17 protein-coding genes are annotated in these 14,232 nt (G+C 68.6%); 13 read left to right on the top strand and 4 right to left on the bottom strand.

Going from position 1 to position 14,232, the window contains the following annotated elements; translation table 11 throughout:
- Window positions 1-84: 84 nt before the first annotated feature.
- Window positions 85-1,188 carry an Rv2231c family pyridoxal phosphate-dependent protein CobC gene (gene cobC / locus ACFPJ1_RS07335; RefSeq protein ID WP_380102376.1) on the bottom strand — a complete coding sequence of 368 codons (1,104 nt, stop codon included), beginning with the start codon at window positions 1,186-1,188 and terminating at the stop codon, window positions 85-87.
- A 120-nt stretch (window positions 1,189-1,308) separates the two neighbouring features.
- On the bottom strand, window positions 1,309-2,100 hold the full coding sequence (locus tag ACFPJ1_RS07330; protein WP_380102283.1) for a carbon-nitrogen hydrolase family protein: 792 nt from the start codon (window positions 2,098-2,100) through the stop codon (window positions 1,309-1,311).
- Between the two features lie 65 nt (window positions 2,101-2,165).
- On the opposite strand from ACFPJ1_RS07330, the gene ACFPJ1_RS07325 reads away from it, so the two are divergent.
- The 5 genes from ACFPJ1_RS07325 to ACFPJ1_RS07305 all read left to right on the top strand — a co-directional run bounded on the left by ACFPJ1_RS07325 (window position 2,166) and on the right by ACFPJ1_RS07305 (window position 5,354).
- Complete coding sequence (locus tag ACFPJ1_RS07325) at window positions 2,166-2,768, top strand: MerR family transcriptional regulator (protein ID WP_380102282.1); 603 nt, start codon at window positions 2,166-2,168, stop codon at window positions 2,766-2,768.
- A 67-nt stretch (window positions 2,769-2,835) separates the two neighbouring features.
- On the top strand, window positions 2,836-3,375 hold the full coding sequence (gene mobA, locus ACFPJ1_RS07320; RefSeq protein ID WP_380102279.1) for a molybdenum cofactor guanylyltransferase: 540 nt from the start codon (window positions 2,836-2,838) through the stop codon (window positions 3,373-3,375).
- A 51-nt stretch (window positions 3,376-3,426) separates the two neighbouring features.
- Entirely contained in the window at window positions 3,427-3,696 is a 270-nt protein-coding gene (locus tag ACFPJ1_RS07315) for an aminoglycoside phosphotransferase family protein (RefSeq protein WP_380102278.1), read from the top strand.
- Between the two features lie 43 nt (window positions 3,697-3,739).
- Window positions 3,740-4,315: a phosphotransferase family protein gene (locus ACFPJ1_RS07310; protein WP_380102277.1), complete on the top strand. Its 576-nt coding sequence runs from the start codon at window positions 3,740-3,742 to the stop codon at window positions 4,313-4,315.
- A gap of 61 nt (window positions 4,316-4,376) precedes the next feature.
- Window positions 4,377-5,354, top strand: coding sequence for an NAD(P)H-quinone oxidoreductase (locus ACFPJ1_RS07305; RefSeq protein WP_380102276.1), 978 nt, complete (start codon window positions 4,377-4,379; stop codon window positions 5,352-5,354).
- Window positions 5,355-5,391: 37 nt separating this feature from the next.
- Here the strand turns inward: ACFPJ1_RS07305 and ACFPJ1_RS07300 are convergent, their stop codons facing one another.
- Window positions 5,392-5,811 (bottom strand): VOC family protein, encoded by a 420-nt coding sequence (locus ACFPJ1_RS07300; protein WP_380102274.1) that lies wholly within the window; start codon window positions 5,809-5,811, stop codon window positions 5,392-5,394.
- 73 nt (window positions 5,812-5,884) lie between these two features.
- On the opposite strand from ACFPJ1_RS07300, the gene ACFPJ1_RS07295 reads away from it, so the two are divergent.
- The 7 genes from ACFPJ1_RS07295 to ACFPJ1_RS07265 all read left to right on the top strand — a co-directional run bounded on the left by ACFPJ1_RS07295 (window position 5,885) and on the right by ACFPJ1_RS07265 (window position 12,171).
- Entirely contained in the window at window positions 5,885-6,457 is a 573-nt protein-coding gene (locus tag ACFPJ1_RS07295) for a TetR/AcrR family transcriptional regulator (protein WP_380102273.1), read from the top strand.
- A gap of 97 nt (window positions 6,458-6,554) precedes the next feature.
- Entirely contained in the window at window positions 6,555-6,740 is a 186-nt protein-coding gene (locus tag ACFPJ1_RS07290) for a TetR family transcriptional regulator (RefSeq protein ID WP_380102272.1), read from the top strand.
- Between the two features lie 62 nt (window positions 6,741-6,802).
- Window positions 6,803-7,402: a PadR family transcriptional regulator gene (locus ACFPJ1_RS07285; protein WP_380102271.1), complete on the top strand. Its 600-nt coding sequence runs from the start codon at window positions 6,803-6,805 to the stop codon at window positions 7,400-7,402.
- Window positions 7,399-8,118, top strand: coding sequence for an ABC transporter ATP-binding protein (locus ACFPJ1_RS07280; RefSeq protein ID WP_380102270.1), 720 nt, complete (start codon window positions 7,399-7,401; stop codon window positions 8,116-8,118). Before ACFPJ1_RS07285 ends, ACFPJ1_RS07280 begins: the two co-directional genes overlap by 4 nt.
- A complete protein-coding gene (locus ACFPJ1_RS07275) occupies window positions 8,118-10,763 on the top strand; it encodes an ABC transporter permease (protein WP_380102269.1) in 2,646 nt (881 codons plus the stop codon). The genes ACFPJ1_RS07280 and ACFPJ1_RS07275 overlap by 1 nt, the downstream gene beginning before the upstream one ends.
- 243 nt (window positions 10,764-11,006) lie before the next feature.
- Window positions 11,007-11,537 (top strand): CGNR zinc finger domain-containing protein, encoded by a 531-nt coding sequence (locus ACFPJ1_RS07270; protein WP_380102267.1) that lies wholly within the window; start codon window positions 11,007-11,009, stop codon window positions 11,535-11,537.
- Window positions 11,538-11,556: 19 nt separating this feature from the next.
- Window positions 11,557-12,171 (top strand): bacterial proteasome activator family protein, encoded by a 615-nt coding sequence (locus ACFPJ1_RS07265; protein ID WP_380102266.1) that lies wholly within the window; start codon window positions 11,557-11,559, stop codon window positions 12,169-12,171.
- 67 nt (window positions 12,172-12,238) lie between these two features.
- Here ACFPJ1_RS07265 and ACFPJ1_RS07260 read toward each other — a convergent pair whose 3' ends face one another.
- Window positions 12,239-13,051, bottom strand: a complete 813-nt coding sequence (locus tag ACFPJ1_RS07260) for an HAD family hydrolase (protein ID WP_380102265.1) — start codon at window positions 13,049-13,051, stop codon at window positions 12,239-12,241.
- A 602-nt stretch (window positions 13,052-13,653) separates the two neighbouring features.
- On the opposite strand from ACFPJ1_RS07260, the gene ACFPJ1_RS07255 reads away from it, so the two are divergent.
- The gene (locus ACFPJ1_RS07255; RefSeq protein ID WP_380102264.1) at window positions 13,654-14,163 is read left to right on the top strand and encodes a WhiB family transcriptional regulator; all 510 of its coding nucleotides are present in this window, start codon (window positions 13,654-13,656) and stop codon (window positions 14,161-14,163) included.
- Window positions 14,164-14,232: the final 69 nt, after the last annotated feature.

The raw sequence follows: 14,232 nt of genomic DNA, 5'->3' as shown, positions 1-14,232 counted from the left end.
TGGACTCCCTGTGCGCAAAGTAGATCTGGCTCAAACCTCTGCGCGGGTTACAGCGAGCCCTCGGTTCAGCAGCGATCGCCGACGTCAGCCGAGCAGGTCGCGCCAGACCTTGAGGAAGCCGTCCGTGACACTGTCCGGCCGCACAGCGATCCGCAGCCAGTCTGGCCCCAGCCCCGGGAATGTGTCACCCCTCCGAACGGCAAATCCCCGCTCTCGCAACACCTCCCGCAGCTCCGCTGCCCCCTCCACCCGCACCAGCACGAACGGCCCGCGCGCCACCCCGAACGTCTCCACCCGCCTGTACCCCGAGCCGCCGCCGATCCCGTACTGCGGACCCGCGTGCTCCGAGGCGCCGCCAGGGAGACCCGCAGAGCAGCCCAGGCCGTCGAGGAGATGGGCCCGGTGCCGGTCGATCTCCAGGGCCGCCTGAGCTGATTCGTCCAGCGCGCGTTTGTTGCTGCAAGCAATTGCCGCGGCAAGTGCAGGAGTGGACACCGGCCACTGCGGCTGGACCGCCGCCAGTTGCTCGATCAGCCCGGCGGCGGCGACGACGTACCCGACCCGCAGCCCGGCCAGACCCCAGGTCTTCGTCAGGCTGCGGATCACGATCAGTCCCGGGATCGAGGCGCCGACCAGTGACTCCGGCTCGCCCGGCACCGCGTCCATGAACGCTTCGTCGACGACCAGGATCCGGTCCGGCCGGGCCAGTTCCCGTAGGTCGTCCGCGCGGTGCAGTACCGAGGTCGGGTTGGTCGGATTGCCGATCACCACGAGATCAGCGTCGGCCGGTACCGCCCGCGGGTCGAGCACGAACCCGTCCTCGGGCCGCAGGATCACCCGGTCGACCAGATGCCCGGCCGACCGCAGGGCCGCCTCGGGTTCGGTGAACTGGGGATGAACGACGACCGGGTGCTTGGTCTTGAAGGCCCGCGCGATCAGCACGAACGCCTCGGCCGCGCCCGCGGTGAGGAGCACCTGCCCGGGCTCGCAGTGGTGCCGAGCGGCGACCGCGGCGAGGGCCGGCTCCTGCCTCGGGTACGACGCGAGGTCCGTCAGGCTTCCGGCGATCTCCTCGACCAGCCAGGCCGGCGGAGTACCGGTTCGGACGTTGACTGCGAGATCGACAAGTCCATGACCGACCTCCAGATCACCGTGGTGGTCGAGGTCGAACCCGTCCGGCCGCTGCATCACACCCAGGAGGCTAACCCGGACCCCACCTCGGCCGCCTCGAAATCTCACCAGCCAGCGCGGCGTCCCCTCGAACGGCCGATCACCGCGGGCGAAGAAGCTCGCGGACCCGGGGTGAACCTAGCGTGGCGCGACGGTGAAGCGACGGTTCTTGAGGGACGGGTTGCGGGTACGGGTGTCGGCCAGCCGCTCCGGAGAGATCTCGGCCTGGGCGAACCCGTCCGCCTCGCCGACCGCGGCGACCGCGACTCCCTGCGGGTCGATCACCTGGCTCAGCCCGCAGTACTTCTTCCCGTTCTGCGCAGCCGCTGCGACGTAGCAGGTGTTCTCGATGGCGCGCGCCGTCAGCAGTGTGGTCCAGTGGTGCTCCTTGAGCGGTCCCCGGACCCAGGCGGCCGGTACGACGAGCACCTCCGCCCCGGCATCCACCAGCGCCCGCGACAACTCGGGGAACCGCAGGTCGTAGCAGGTCATCAACCCGAGCTTCCGCCCGGCGATCCCCACCACCACAGGGGCAACATCGCCCGCAGTGAGCTGGTCGGACTCCCGGTACCCGAAGGCGTCATACAGGTGAATCTTCCGGTACGCCCCGAGCAGGTCGCCGTCGGCGCCGACCGCGAGCAGCGTGTTGTACGGCCGGGCCTCGTCGCAGCTCCGCTCGAACATGCCGGCCACGATCGCCGTGCCGTGCTCGAGCGCGACCTTGCGCAACGCGCTGACGAACTCCCCGTCGAGCGGCTCGGCGAGGTCGCCGACGGATCCGCCCTCGGTGGCGAAGTCGGCCATCATCGCCTCGGGCAGCACGACCAGGTCGGGCTTGCCCCGCACGGCCTCGGCGACGAGGGCCGCCACCTTCTCCCGGTTGGCGGCCTTGTCGTGCGAGCTGGCGGTCTGGACCACGGCGATCTTCACGCCTCCATGGTGCCGCAATCCTCCACACTTGAACCTCACCCCACGTGAGGTCCTAGCGTCGAAACATGAACACCGAGGACCTGAACACCGGGGAGAGGACCTGGCGGGTCGGCGAGCTCGCCACCGCGACCGGGGTGAGCGTCCGGGCTCTGCATCACTACGACGAGATCGGCCTGCTGCGCCCGTCCGAGCGAACCACCGCCGGCCACCGCCTGTACTCCGGGGCCGACGTCCGCAGGTTGCACCGGATAGTCGCGCTAAGGGGATTCGGCCTCTCGCTGGCCGAGGTCGGCCAGGTCCTCGACGGCGAGCTAGAAGATCCGCGGGAACTCGTCCGCAGGCAACTCGAGCAACTGGAGGAACAACTCCAAGTAGCGAACCGGCTGCGCACGCGACTGCTCGGTGTTCTGGACGGCCTCGACCAGGCGGTCGAGCCGTCCACAGACAAGTTGATCGATCTGATCGAAGGGATGACCGCGATGCGACGAGCACTGACGGTAGAAGAACTGGAAGAGATGTCCGAGCGGCGTCGCCAGGCGTGGGAGGCGATGACGCCGGAGGAGCGCGCGGCGGCCGACGAGGCCCGGCGACAGTGGCGCGACGGGATGTCCGCGGAGGAGCTGGCCGAGGTCGAGGAGCGACGACGGGCGATGCTTCCCCAGAAATGAGCCCCCATAGTCCGCAGCGCGGAGTGTGTCGAGTGCAGGGCGCTGTGGACTACGGGAGACTGCAGGGGTGGAGTTCGATGCGGTGGTACTGGCGGGCGGTGGGTCCACCCGATTCGGCGGGGTGGACAAGGCGCTGCTCGTACTGGAGGGGGTCTCGCTCCTCGATCGGGTGCTGACGGCAACGATCGGAGCGACGTCCACGGTGGTGGTCGGCCCGGTGCGGCAGACGAGCCGGGCCGTCGACTGGAACCTCGAGGATCCACCTTCGGGTGGCCCGGTGGCGGGCATCGCCGCGGGCGTCGCCAAAGGCAACTCCCCCATCGTCGTGGTGTTCTCATGTGACCTGCCGTGGATCACACAGGACGACGTGACCCGCCTGGTCGAGGGACTCGGCGAGCACGACGGGTTCGGGCTGCTCGACACCGATGGGCGGGAGCAACGCCTGGCCGCGGCGTACCGGCGTACGGCGTTGGTCGACGCGTTACGGCGGATCGGGGATCCGCGAGACCAGTCGGTACGACGGCTCTTCGTGGGGCTCGACCTGGCCTGGTCCGAGCCGACCCGAGCGGGCGACGACGTCGACACCTGGTCCGACTTCGACGACTGACCAGCGGTAATTCGGTCGCTGGCCAAGCACACCCGGCCTACGGTGGCGCGGGTGATCGAAAACGTCGCGGCCATGATCGTCAAGGCCAGTCCTGGCAGCGACATCGCGGAGATCGTGCCGCGATCCGGCGGCCAGCTGAGCACCGTCTTCGAAGTACGGCGAACCGCCGCCGATCCGCTGATCGTGAAGATCTACGGTCCGGAATGGGCGTGGAACCAGGCCAAGGAAGTCCACGTCCACGGCCTCCTCGCGGACCACCTCGGCACGAGCGTCCCCAAGTCGTGCACGCCGAGACAGGCGACCCCGCGTTCACCGTGCTGACGAAGATCGACGGCGTCCCGCTGTCCGAGGCCGAACCGCCCGAGTGGAAACCCGTCTACGAACAACTCGGCCAACTGCTGGCAAAGATCCACCGCATCCCGCAACCGGCGTACGGGTATCTCACCGACCAGGTGCTCGACCCGCTGCCGACGAACGACGCGTACATGCGGCACCAGTTCGCCAGGAACTCGAGGAATTCGACGAACTGCAAGGCGATCCCGTACTGCGCGAGGACATCACCCAGTACGTCGAACAGCACGCCGGGCTATTCGCAGCCGCGACAACGCCCACGCTCTGCCACAACGACTTCCACGAAGGCAACGTGCTCGTGGATCCCACGACCTGGCAGGTGAACGGCTTCATCGACGTGGAGAACGCGATCGCCGCCGATCCGCTGATGGACCTCGCGAAGACCGAGTGCTACTCGATCTGGTCGAACGCCGACAAGCTGGCCGGGCTCGTCGCCGGGTACGGCGAACTGCCGGCCGGCTGGCGCGAACGGTCCATGCTCTACCGGCTCTACCATTCGCTGGAACTATGGGACTGGTTCAAGTCGATAGGCACCGTCGATCCACTCGACAGCATCGCCGGCGACCTGGCCGCGATCGCCCGGAGCTGACCACCCGGACCGACACGGGCGAGCGATGGGGCAGCGCGGGCAACGCAGTACCGTGGCCATCATGCGAGCTGTCGTTTGTGAGGGTGCCGGTGGCGTCGAGGTCCTGAAGGTCGCCGAGGTCGAGGATCCCATCCCGGCACGGGACGAGGTCGTCATCGACGTGGTCGCCGCCGGCGTGAACCATGCGGACCTGTTGCAGCGGCAGGGCTACTATCCGCCGCCGCCCGGTGCGCCCGGCACGATCGGGCTCGAGGTCTCCGGCACGATCTCCGAGGTCGGCGCGGAGGTCGAGGACTGGTCCGTCGGCGACGAGGTGTGCGCGCTGCTCGCGGGCGGCGGGTACGCCGAGAAGGTGGTCGTCCCCGCGCCGCAGGTGATGCCGAAGCCGGACGGCCTGGACCTCGTCAGCGCGGCCGCGCTGCCCGAGGCGGTCGCGACGGTCTGGTCGAACGTGTTCATGGCCGCGCACCTCAAGGACGGCGAGACGCTGCTGGTGCACGGCGGCTCCTCCGGGATCGGTACGACGGCGATCCAGCTCGCCGTCGCGCACGGCGCGCGAGTGCTCTGCACGGTCGGCAGCGCGGAGAAGATGGAGTTCTGCACGCGGCTCGGCGCCGACGTGGCGATCAACTACAAGGAAGCCGAATGGGCCTCGGTGGTCAGCGAGGCGACCGGTAAGGCCGGCGCCGACGTGATCCTCGACATCATGGGCGCGAAGTACCTGCAGGACAACGTGAAGTCACTGGCGTTCGACGGCCGGCTGGTCGTGATCGGCATGCAGGGTGGCACCAAAGGCGAACTGGATCTCGGCCGGCTGATGAGCCGCCGCGGCGTGGTCACCGGGACGGGACTGCGGACCCGGTCGGTGGTGGACAAGGGCGGCATTCTCGCCGAGGTGGTCGCGCACGTCTGGCCGCTGGTCGAGGCGAAGAAGGTGCGGCCGATCGTCTACCGCACCTTCCCGCTCGAAGCCGTCGCCCAGGCCCACGAGACCCTCGAACAGTCGAGTCACATCGGCAAGGTCCTGCTCACCCTCTGACCTCCTCACCGCGGACGTCCTCACCGCGCCGCACCTGTTACTGCGCCGTGGGGACGTTGGCGGCGAGCCACTCCGGGTCCGGCGTGACCAGTTGGATCACGTCGAGCCAGGTGCCCTCGGGGTCGCGGACGTAGAAGTGCCGCTGGCCCCACGGCTCGGTGATCACCTCGCCCTCCAGTTCCAAGCCGGCCTCGGTGAGCGTCTGCGCGAGCTTGTCGGCATCCTCGACGACGAAGCCGAAGACGTTGGTGCTGTCCTTCGTGGCCGAGACCGCGGCCGGCACCGAGGGGTGGCCGCGCTCGGAGATCGCCAATTCCCAGTCCGCCTCGCCGCGGCGAAGGCAGATGAACCAGCCGAGATCGATGGTGATCTGCAGGTCGAAGTGCTGCTGGTAGAAGGCGGCGACCTCCGCCGGACGCGAGGTGACGACCGTCGCGCCGAATGCTGCGGGTAACATCCTGACTCCCGACTACTACATCTGTTGTGGTTGAGTACGACAGTTGTAGTGGATAGCTGCTAGCCTTGTCAACATGCCGAGAAACCCCGAACGCCGCACCCAACTGGCCGACGCGGGCCTGGCCGTCCTGGCCGAGTCGGGCGCCCGCGGGCTGACCCACCGCGCGGTCGACGCTGCCGCCGGACTCCCGGCCGGCACCGCCTCGAACTACTTCCGCACTCGCGACGCCCTGCTCGGCGCGCTCGGCGAGCGCATCTTCGAGCGGCTCGCACCGGACGACGCAGTACTGGCCCCGCTCGCCGAGCGCGAGCCGTCCGTGGAGCTCGTCGTCGATTACGTCCACTACATCGTCGAGCGGCTGTTGAAGCGACCCGAGTTGTCCCTCGCGCTGTTCGAGCTGCGCCTGGAGGCGGCCCGTCGCCCGGGGCTGAACGAGATCCTGTCCCGCACGCTGCAGCAGGGGTTCGACACCGACGTCTCGTTCCACGTCCAGGCCGGCCTGCCGGGCGACGCCGAGGAGGTCCGCCTGCTGCACTTCGCCATCGAAGGCCTCGTCCTCGACCAACTCACCCCCGGCACCGGCCGCCGCTACGACGTCGACGCCGTCACCGCCCGCCTCGTCCGCCGCCTGGTCCGCGAGGACTAGCTCAGTACTAGTTGCGCAAGGCATCAGTCGGTACTGCGCCTCGCCGCCCGCGCCGCGTTCGAAGTACCGGAGCGTGCGGGGCGCTACGGTCAGCAACATGACTGGGGCACAGCGGGGTCGGCGTGGCGTGCACGTGCTCGAAGCAGTGATCGACGTGATCGCCGAACGCGGACTCGAGGCCGCCACCATGCGCAGCGTCGCTGCGGCGGCAGGGATCTCCCTCGCCCAGGTCCAGTACTACTTCCACAGCAAGGACGACCTCACCCGCCTCTTCACTCCTTGACCTCTCAGCCCGGGAGCAAACCCCATTGACCGGTGAATACTGAGTATGCATACTCAGTATTCATGTCGATCAAGCACGGACTACTGGCGTTGCTCCGAGCGGAGCCGAAGTACGGCTATCAGCTGCGCGGCGAGTTCGAGGCAGCGACCGGGTCGACCTGGCCGCTGAACATCGGGCAGGTCTACACGACCCTTACCCGGCTGGAACGGGACGGCTTCGTCCAGCCCGCCAGTGGCGAGGGCGACGGCGACGGGCGGTCGCGGTACGAGATCACCGACGCCGGGCGGGCCGAGCTGGCGAGCTGGTTCCAGACGCCGGTGACGCGCGAGTCGCGGCCGCGGGACGAGCTGGCGATCAAGCTGGCCCTCGCGCTCGCAGTACCGGGGGTGGACGTGACCGCGGTGGTGCAGCGGCAGCGGGCTTCGACGATGGAGTCGCTGCAGGAGCTGACCCGGCTCAAGCGCGGCAGCCGGGACGGCGACATCTCCTGGCTGCTCGTGCTCGAGTCGATGATCTTCGTGGCCGAGGCCGAGATCCGCTGGCTGGACCACTGCGAGGCGATGCTCGCCCGCCGTCGGCGTACCACCGGCACCGAAGACCAACCAACCGGTACGCCGGAGGCGACCGGGCAGAACCATCACGAACTGGGGGCGCAACGATGAGCACGATCCTGGACATCCGCAATCTCACCCGGGTGCACGGCAGCGGCGAACAGGCCGTCCACGCACTCCGCGGCGTCGACCTGGCGGTGGCCTCCGGCGAACTCGTCGCCGTGATGGGCCCGTCCGGTTCCGGCAAATCCACGCTGCTCACCTGTGCGGGCGGACTCGACCAGCCGACCGCAGGCGAGATCCTGGTCGACGGCAACGACCTGACCACGCTGAGCCCGAACGCGGTGGCGGCCCTGCGCCGGCGGCGGATCGGGTACGTCTTCCAGGACTTCAACCTGATCCCCGCCCTCACCGCGGCCGAGAACGTCGCCCTGCCGCTCGAACTCGACGGCGCCCGCGCCCGCACAGCCCACAAGTACGCCGAGGCGGCCCTGCTGGAGGTGGCCATCCCGGAGTTGGCGGACCGATTTCCGGATGACATGTCAGGTGGTCAGCGTCAGCGGGTGGCGATCGCCCGGGCCATCGTCGGCGAGCGGCGGCTCCTTCTCGCGGACGAGCCCACCGGCGCGCTGGACTCGGACACCGGCGAGGCGGTTCTCCAGCTTCTCCGCGACCGGTGCGACCAGCACGGCATCGGCGGGGTTCTCGTCACCCACGACGCCCGGCACGCCGCTTGGGCCGACCGCGTCGTCTACCTGCGCGATGGCGTCCTGGTAGGCCAGTCCGGCCCGCTGCCCGAGGCCGAAATCCTGCTGGAGACCCACTGATGGCCAGTTGGGGCCCACCGCTGCGGATCGCCCGTCGAACGATCCGCCGCTCGCTGGGGAGAACTCTGCTCGTCGCGGCCCTGATCGGCGTACCGGTGCTCGCGGCGTCCTGGATCGGCCTGATCGACAAGGCCGCCAACCCGACTGGCGAACTGCTCGCGAAGACCACCATCGGCCAGGCGGACGCCCGGCTGACCGTGACGCCGTTCAGCAAGTCCAGCCCGCTATCGGAGCGGCCCTCACTCGACTGGGGGGAGCCAGGGCCGGCTCCGGGGATCGACGAGCCGGATCGCGACCCCACCAAGGTCGATCCGCTGACCTTGCTGCCGCCCGGCAGCAAGGTGGCCCGGCCGTTGATCCTGGGCAACACCGTCGACGTGCACGGGCCGGAGACGAACACCAGCGTCGCCCTCACTGCCGGCGACGGCCAGAATCCGCTGACCGACGAGACCTTCAAGCTCGACCAGGGACGGATGCCCGCCAAGGCAGACGAGGTCGCCATCTCGCCGAGCCTGGCGAAGTACCTCCACCTGCTCGACGGCGGCGAACTGCGGGCGGATGCGACCCTCACTACCGCGAAAGACCAGAAGTTCGCGGTCGTCGGGGTGACCAGGAGCCTGCAGGACCCCAACGCCGGAACGATGTTCGCCACTCCGGACACCCCGCTGATCCAGCCGGACCAGGCCACGAGCGTTCAGTACTTGGTCGACCTGCCGGACTCGACCGACGCCGATGCGTTGACCGACAAGCTGATCGGCCAAGGCGCCTTGCTGTTGCCAAGAGCAAACATCGTCGACCCGCCGCCCTCGATGTACAGCAACGGCCAGGACGCGGGCGCGACAGCGGTGATGGCGCTGGTGATCGGCTTCGGCATCCTCGAGATCGTCCTGCTCGCCGGTACTGCGTTCGCGGTCGGCGCCAGGCGGCAGACTCGCGAGCTCGGCCTGGTCACCGCGACTGGCGGCACCCCTCGCGACGTCCGGCGAATCGTCCTGGTGCAAGGGCTTTTCGCGGGCATCATCGGCGCGGGAAGTGGCGTCGTGCTGGCCCTGGTGGCCGTGTTCGCCGCCCGGCCGCTGTGGGAGCGGATGTTGTCGATGGTGTTCGTCGGCTGGCAGATCCCTTGGCCGAACCTCGTTGCGGTCGCGGTGCTCGGAGCGCTCGCGGGACTCGCGGCGGCGGTCGTTCCGGCAATCAGCGCCGGCCGGCAGACGCCGATGGCCGCCCTGGCCGGGCGGTTCGCCGTGGTCGCCGGTGCGGGCCGGCTCCGCAAGCCTGCCGTGATCCTGCTCGTGGCGGGCGTCGCGTCCACCCTTCTCGGCAACGTTTGGATGGCGGCAGCACTCGAGACCGCACGGAAGAACGCCGGCAACGTCGACGACCAGGTGACGATCACGCCGACCGGCCCGATCGCGATGGTTCTGGTGGGTATCACCGCCTCGATCATCGCGCTGGTCTGGATGCTGCCGAACCTGGTGGCCAAGACTGCCGGGCTGGCGAGGATCCTGCCGCTCAGCGGGAGGCTCGCCCTGCGGGATGCCGCTCGTCACCGGCACCGCACCGGCCCCGCCACCGCGGCGATCATGATGGCCGTCGCGGCCACGGCGGCAGTCGCCTTCGCCGCCTCGAACGCGATCGCCGCAGAGGCCAAGAACTACATTCCGACCGCGAGACACGGCGACGCCGTACTGCGTTTCGAGCACGGCTCGGACGGCTCGATGGCGTTCTCGCCGCCACTGGCCGAGAAGGTGGCCGGCTTGCTGCCGGTCAAGGCTCGCTACGACCTCGGCTCGGTGTCTCTGCCGGACGCCAAGGCGAATGGCGGCTACCTGCCCACCCTGATGGCCATCGGACCGCCCGGGATGGAGGGCACGGTGGGCTACCCCCTGCTCGTGGTCGATCCGGAGTACGTCGCTCGGTTCGACGACTACGGGCGGCAGGCCGCTGAGGCGCTCCGGGCGGGGAAGATCGTCGTCCAGCGAACCGAGATGCTGACCGGCGGGTCGGTCAAGGTGACCTCCGACGACGACTACGAAGGCAAGAAGTCCTTCGGCCATGCGGCGGTCGCGATCACGAGGCCACCGAAGATCAGCGCTTTGCAGCAGTCCTCACTGATCAGTCCCGACGCGGCCCGCAAGCTCGGCACCGTGCGGCTGTACGAGACGCAGTTCGAGCTGAAGCGCGAGCCGACCGACAGCGAACTGGCGGCCGTGGCGAAGGTGCTCGGACACGACGATCTGCTGACGATCGAGAAGGGCTATCAGAGTCCGGTGCGGCTCTGGTTCCTCGGTCTGATCGGTGCCGCGACGGTGGTCACTCTGCTCGGTGTCGCGATCTCGGTCTCGCTGTCCGCGGCGGAGGGCCGCGCGGACCTCGCGACCCTGGCCGCGGTCGGAGCGCCGCCGCGACGCCGCCGAAACCTGGCTGCCGCGCAGGCCTGGGTGCTCGGCCAGCTCGGTTGTGTGCTCGGGGTCGGCATCGGTGCGCTGTACGGCTACACCGCGCACGCGGCGTTCGGTTCGCCGCGCTTCATGGTGCCGTGGCAGGAGATCGGCGGCATCGTGATCGTCGTGCCGCTGTTCGCCGGACTCCTGGCCTGGTTGCTGACCAGGTCGCGACTGCCGATGGTCCGCAGGGTGGACTGACCTCAGCCCGTATTGCCTAGGGCAGCCAGTTGGTTGCCCTAGGCATCGAATTGCGCTGAGACCCTGGCCAACTCAGGGTGCGCGACGGGGTGCAGCGGAGTACTGGTCACTCGCCACTCGCCGCAGGCGCACTGCTGGTAGCTGATCAGTCCCTCGCTGACGGGGTGGGAGGACGCCACCCTCCAACTGTGCCGGTGAACTTCTTGTCTGGTGGTCATGCGCCCATCATGATGTAATGGCATTGTGCATCTCAACCCTTACGGCGCGGACGCGGTCCTGCTGGCCGTCAACCTGGTCACCAACCCCGCGACCACCGCCGACGAACTGGCCGATCGCTGCGAGGAGAGCGGCGTCGAGAGCCGCCTGGTCCGGGACCGGCGAGTCACCGCCGCCGACCTCGCCGCCGTACGGGTGGCACTAGACGAGTGGCTGCGGGTGGTGGATGCGCCGGACGAGCAGACCCGGGTGCGACTGGCGAACGAGATGCTCGCCAAGTACACCGAGCACCCGCGGCTCACGAACCACGCCGGCGACGGCTGGCACATGCACTACCGGCCCGACGACGTCGCGGTCGGTCGCCTGGTCGCCACCCTGATCAGCACCGGTACCGCGCTGCACCTGGCCGGCCGCGGCATCAGCCGCCTGGGCCGCTGCGCCACCGACGGCTGCGACAACGTGTACGCCGACCTGTCCCGGGGTGGTCGTCAGCGCTACTGCAGTCCGGCCTGCGCCAACCGCGACGCCGTCCGGAGGCACAGGTCGAAGGCGAACTGAAGACGCCTACGATGGGGAGATGAGCGAGAGCAGCAGCGAGAGCCAGGGCAGCCAGCGGGTTCCGATGACCGGCGCCCAGACCGAGGACGGCAAGGTCCTGATCGTCGGTCCCGACGGTATGGCCGTCGAGGGTCCGCCGCGTGCCGCCGAGGACGACGAGGACCAGCCGCGCTCGGTGACCGAGCTGGTCGAGCAGCCGGCCAAGGTGATGCGGATCGGCAACATGATCCGCCAGCTGCTCGAAGAGGTGAAGGCCGCGCCCCTGGACGAGGCGTCCCGGCAGCGCCTGAAGTCGATCCACGAGGCCTCGATCAAGGAGCTCGAGAGCGGCCTGGCGCCCGAGCTTGTGGAGGAGCTGGAGCGGCTCAGCCTCGACTTCACCGACGACAGCACGCCGACCGAGGCGGAACTGCGGATCGCACAGGCCCAGCTCGTCGGTTGGCTGGAGGGCTTGTTCCACGGCATCCAGACCGCTCTCTTCGCCCAGCAGATGGCGGCCCGCCAGCAGCTGGAGCAGATGCGACGCGCATTGCCCGGCAGCCAGCAGATGTCACCGGAGGAAGCTGCCGCCTTCCCGGGCGGACCGCAGGCCCGCGGTACCGACGGTCCCGGCAGCGGTGGGATGTACCTGTAATTCCGTGTAATTCCGAGGGTTTGCGTGACGGGCGGTGTGCTCGGAGTAGCCGATCCGCCTGTAGTGGCTAAAGATTGAAGAGTTCCTCGAGGACGGTGGCGACACCGTCCTCGTCGTTCGTGGGGCAGACGACATCCACCATCGCGAGCACGTCCGCATGCGCGTTCGCCACCCCGTACGACGTACCGGCCCAGGCCAGCATCGGGAGATCGTTCAGCGAGTCGCCGAACGCGATCGTCTGATCGGCCGAGATTCCTTGGCTGGCAGCGAAATCGGCGAGCATCGCGGCCTTGGACACCCCGCTGGCGGAGATCTCCACCAGGCTGTGGCCGCCGCTGTGGCTCGCTGCGACGCGTTGTCCGACCAACGGCACGACCCGCGCCAGCAGTTCGTCGGAGTGCCAGCTCGGATGCCGGACGAGCAACTTGGCCGCCGGCTCGGCCAGCAGTTCCTCGATCTCCGCGATCAAAGTGTCGTCCGGAGTCGGCCACCGGTTGAGGTACCGCGGCTCCTGTCCGTAACGGTTCGATCGCTCAATGGCGAACTCCACTTCGGGAATCTCCGCGCGGATCGCCTTCGCCACTTCGAGCGCGACCACCGGATCGATCATCGCGGTCCGGATCGCCTGCCGCTGAACGACGTCGTACAGAATGGCGCCGTTGGCAACAATCGCGACGCCGTGCGCGCCGACCAGGTCAGCGAGGGCGTGCAACCAGCGCGGTGGCCGCGCGGTGACCATCACGAAAACGGCGCCGGCTTCCTGCACGCCGAGCACGGCGGCCTTCGTCCGTGGCGTGACCGAACCATCGCTGTGTATCAAGGTTCCGTCAAGATCGGTGGCGACCAGACGGGGTGGGCGGACTGCATCTCGGGCTGACACCGCACTACCGTATCTTTCTGCGACAGAGTCGCCGCCCTACCCTGTCGAAGCCCTTCTGCGCAAGCGTTTGGACATCGCTTTCCTGGCAATCTGATTGACCATTGAACAACGTCACCAGACCGTTACGGCAGGATGCTGCAAAGGCAGCTAGTTCCCATGCACAGCAGGGTTTGTGCGTGATTTCATGCGGTGGCTAGCGGGGAACCGGGGGCGATTCAACCGCGTCGTACGTCCGTTCTGGATCACCTGATCCGGAACGGCCCCACCTCGACCAGCGCCGTCGAAGTAGCGATGCGGAATTGAGTGCAACCAAATCCACATCCACGACGTCAACAGTTATGCATCGGTGCGTCTCGCGCCGGGACGACAAGGGTGGGTCGGCAACAGATCGGTCCGTCAGCTAGTGGGCTCGGATGTTCGAACGTCATTCATCGTTCGTTCACACGGGCCCGGGAACTTGGGGAGCCACGATGATCGTCAACAGCGCCAAGATAGCGGGGCAAGGGAGCACCAGCTCTCGTGCGGCTGTCGACACATCTTCCATCATGGAAGGGGCCATGACCGGCTGTACTGCACGTACTGACATTTTCCAGCACCGCCTGATGGAAGAACCGCCGCCCGCATCGGCGACCCGGCGAACCCGGGAACGCTACGACCAGCTGGTCCGTGAGGCCAAGACGCTCTGCGCGTCCTGCCCGCTGTTCACCGACTGCCTGTTCAGCGCCGTCGCCGAGCACGATGTCAGCGGGTTCGTCGCCGGCACGACCGCCGCCCAGCGGCGCTCGATGCGCAACCTGCTGGACGTCGAGGTCCAGGCAGACGACTTCGACCAGCTGGCCGGCGCCCGCGGCACCCGCCGGCCCGTCAGCCACGAAGAGGTACTCCGGCTGCGGACGCAGTACCCGAACGACAGCCTGGAATCGCTGGCCATGCGGCTGGGTTGCTCGCTGTCGACGGTGAAGCGTCACCTGCGCAGGGCCCGGCGAGGCCAGAGCCCCGCCACCAAGACTCCGCGTCCCCGCCCGGAGCTGAGCGCCGTCCTGGACGCGTTCGACGCCGTGGTGGACCAGCCGTGCCAGTCGCCACGACCCGGCAGCACCCGCGTCGCCTGACGCTGATACTCGGCCCGCCAGCGGACTATCAGCACCGGACAGACCCGAAGGCCTGGAACCCCTGTCTCC

It is taken from the genome of Kribbella qitaiheensis, from assembly GCF_042657745.1.
Lineage (GTDB): Bacteria > Actinomycetota > Actinomycetes > Propionibacteriales > Kribbellaceae > Kribbella > Kribbella qitaiheensis.
The sequence above is the reverse complement of the archived record's forward strand: the minus strand, read 5'-3'. Positions and strand labels throughout refer to the sequence as shown.

Coding starts and splice junctions, on each gene's coding strand:
- ACFPJ1_RS07305 (WP_380102276.1), top strand. CDS start 4,377: ATGCGAGCTGTCGTTTGTGAGGGTGCCGGTGGCGTCGAGGTCCTGAAG.
- ACFPJ1_RS07265 (WP_380102266.1), top strand. CDS start 11,557: ATGAGCGAGAGCAGCAGCGAGAGCCAGGGCAGCCAGCGGGTTCCGATG.
- ACFPJ1_RS07300 (WP_380102274.1), bottom strand. CDS start 5,811: ATGTTACCCGCAGCATTCGGCGCGACGGTCGTCACCTCGCGTCCGGCG.
- ACFPJ1_RS07290 (WP_380102272.1), top strand. CDS start 6,555: ATGACTGGGGCACAGCGGGGTCGGCGTGGCGTGCACGTGCTCGAAGCA.
- ACFPJ1_RS07295 (WP_380102273.1), top strand. CDS start 5,885: ATGCCGAGAAACCCCGAACGCCGCACCCAACTGGCCGACGCGGGCCTG.
- ACFPJ1_RS07255 (WP_380102264.1), top strand. CDS start 13,654: ATGGAAGAACCGCCGCCCGCATCGGCGACCCGGCGAACCCGGGAACGC.
- ACFPJ1_RS07280 (WP_380102270.1), top strand. CDS start 7,399: ATGAGCACGATCCTGGACATCCGCAATCTCACCCGGGTGCACGGCAGC.
- ACFPJ1_RS07325 (WP_380102282.1), top strand. CDS start 2,166: ATGAACACCGAGGACCTGAACACCGGGGAGAGGACCTGGCGGGTCGGC.
- ACFPJ1_RS07285 (WP_380102271.1), top strand. CDS start 6,803: ATGTCGATCAAGCACGGACTACTGGCGTTGCTCCGAGCGGAGCCGAAG.
- ACFPJ1_RS07275 (WP_380102269.1), top strand. CDS start 8,118: ATGGCCAGTTGGGGCCCACCGCTGCGGATCGCCCGTCGAACGATCCGC.
- cobC (WP_380102376.1), bottom strand. CDS start 1,188: ATGCAGCGGCCGGACGGGTTCGACCTCGACCACCACGGTGATCTGGAG.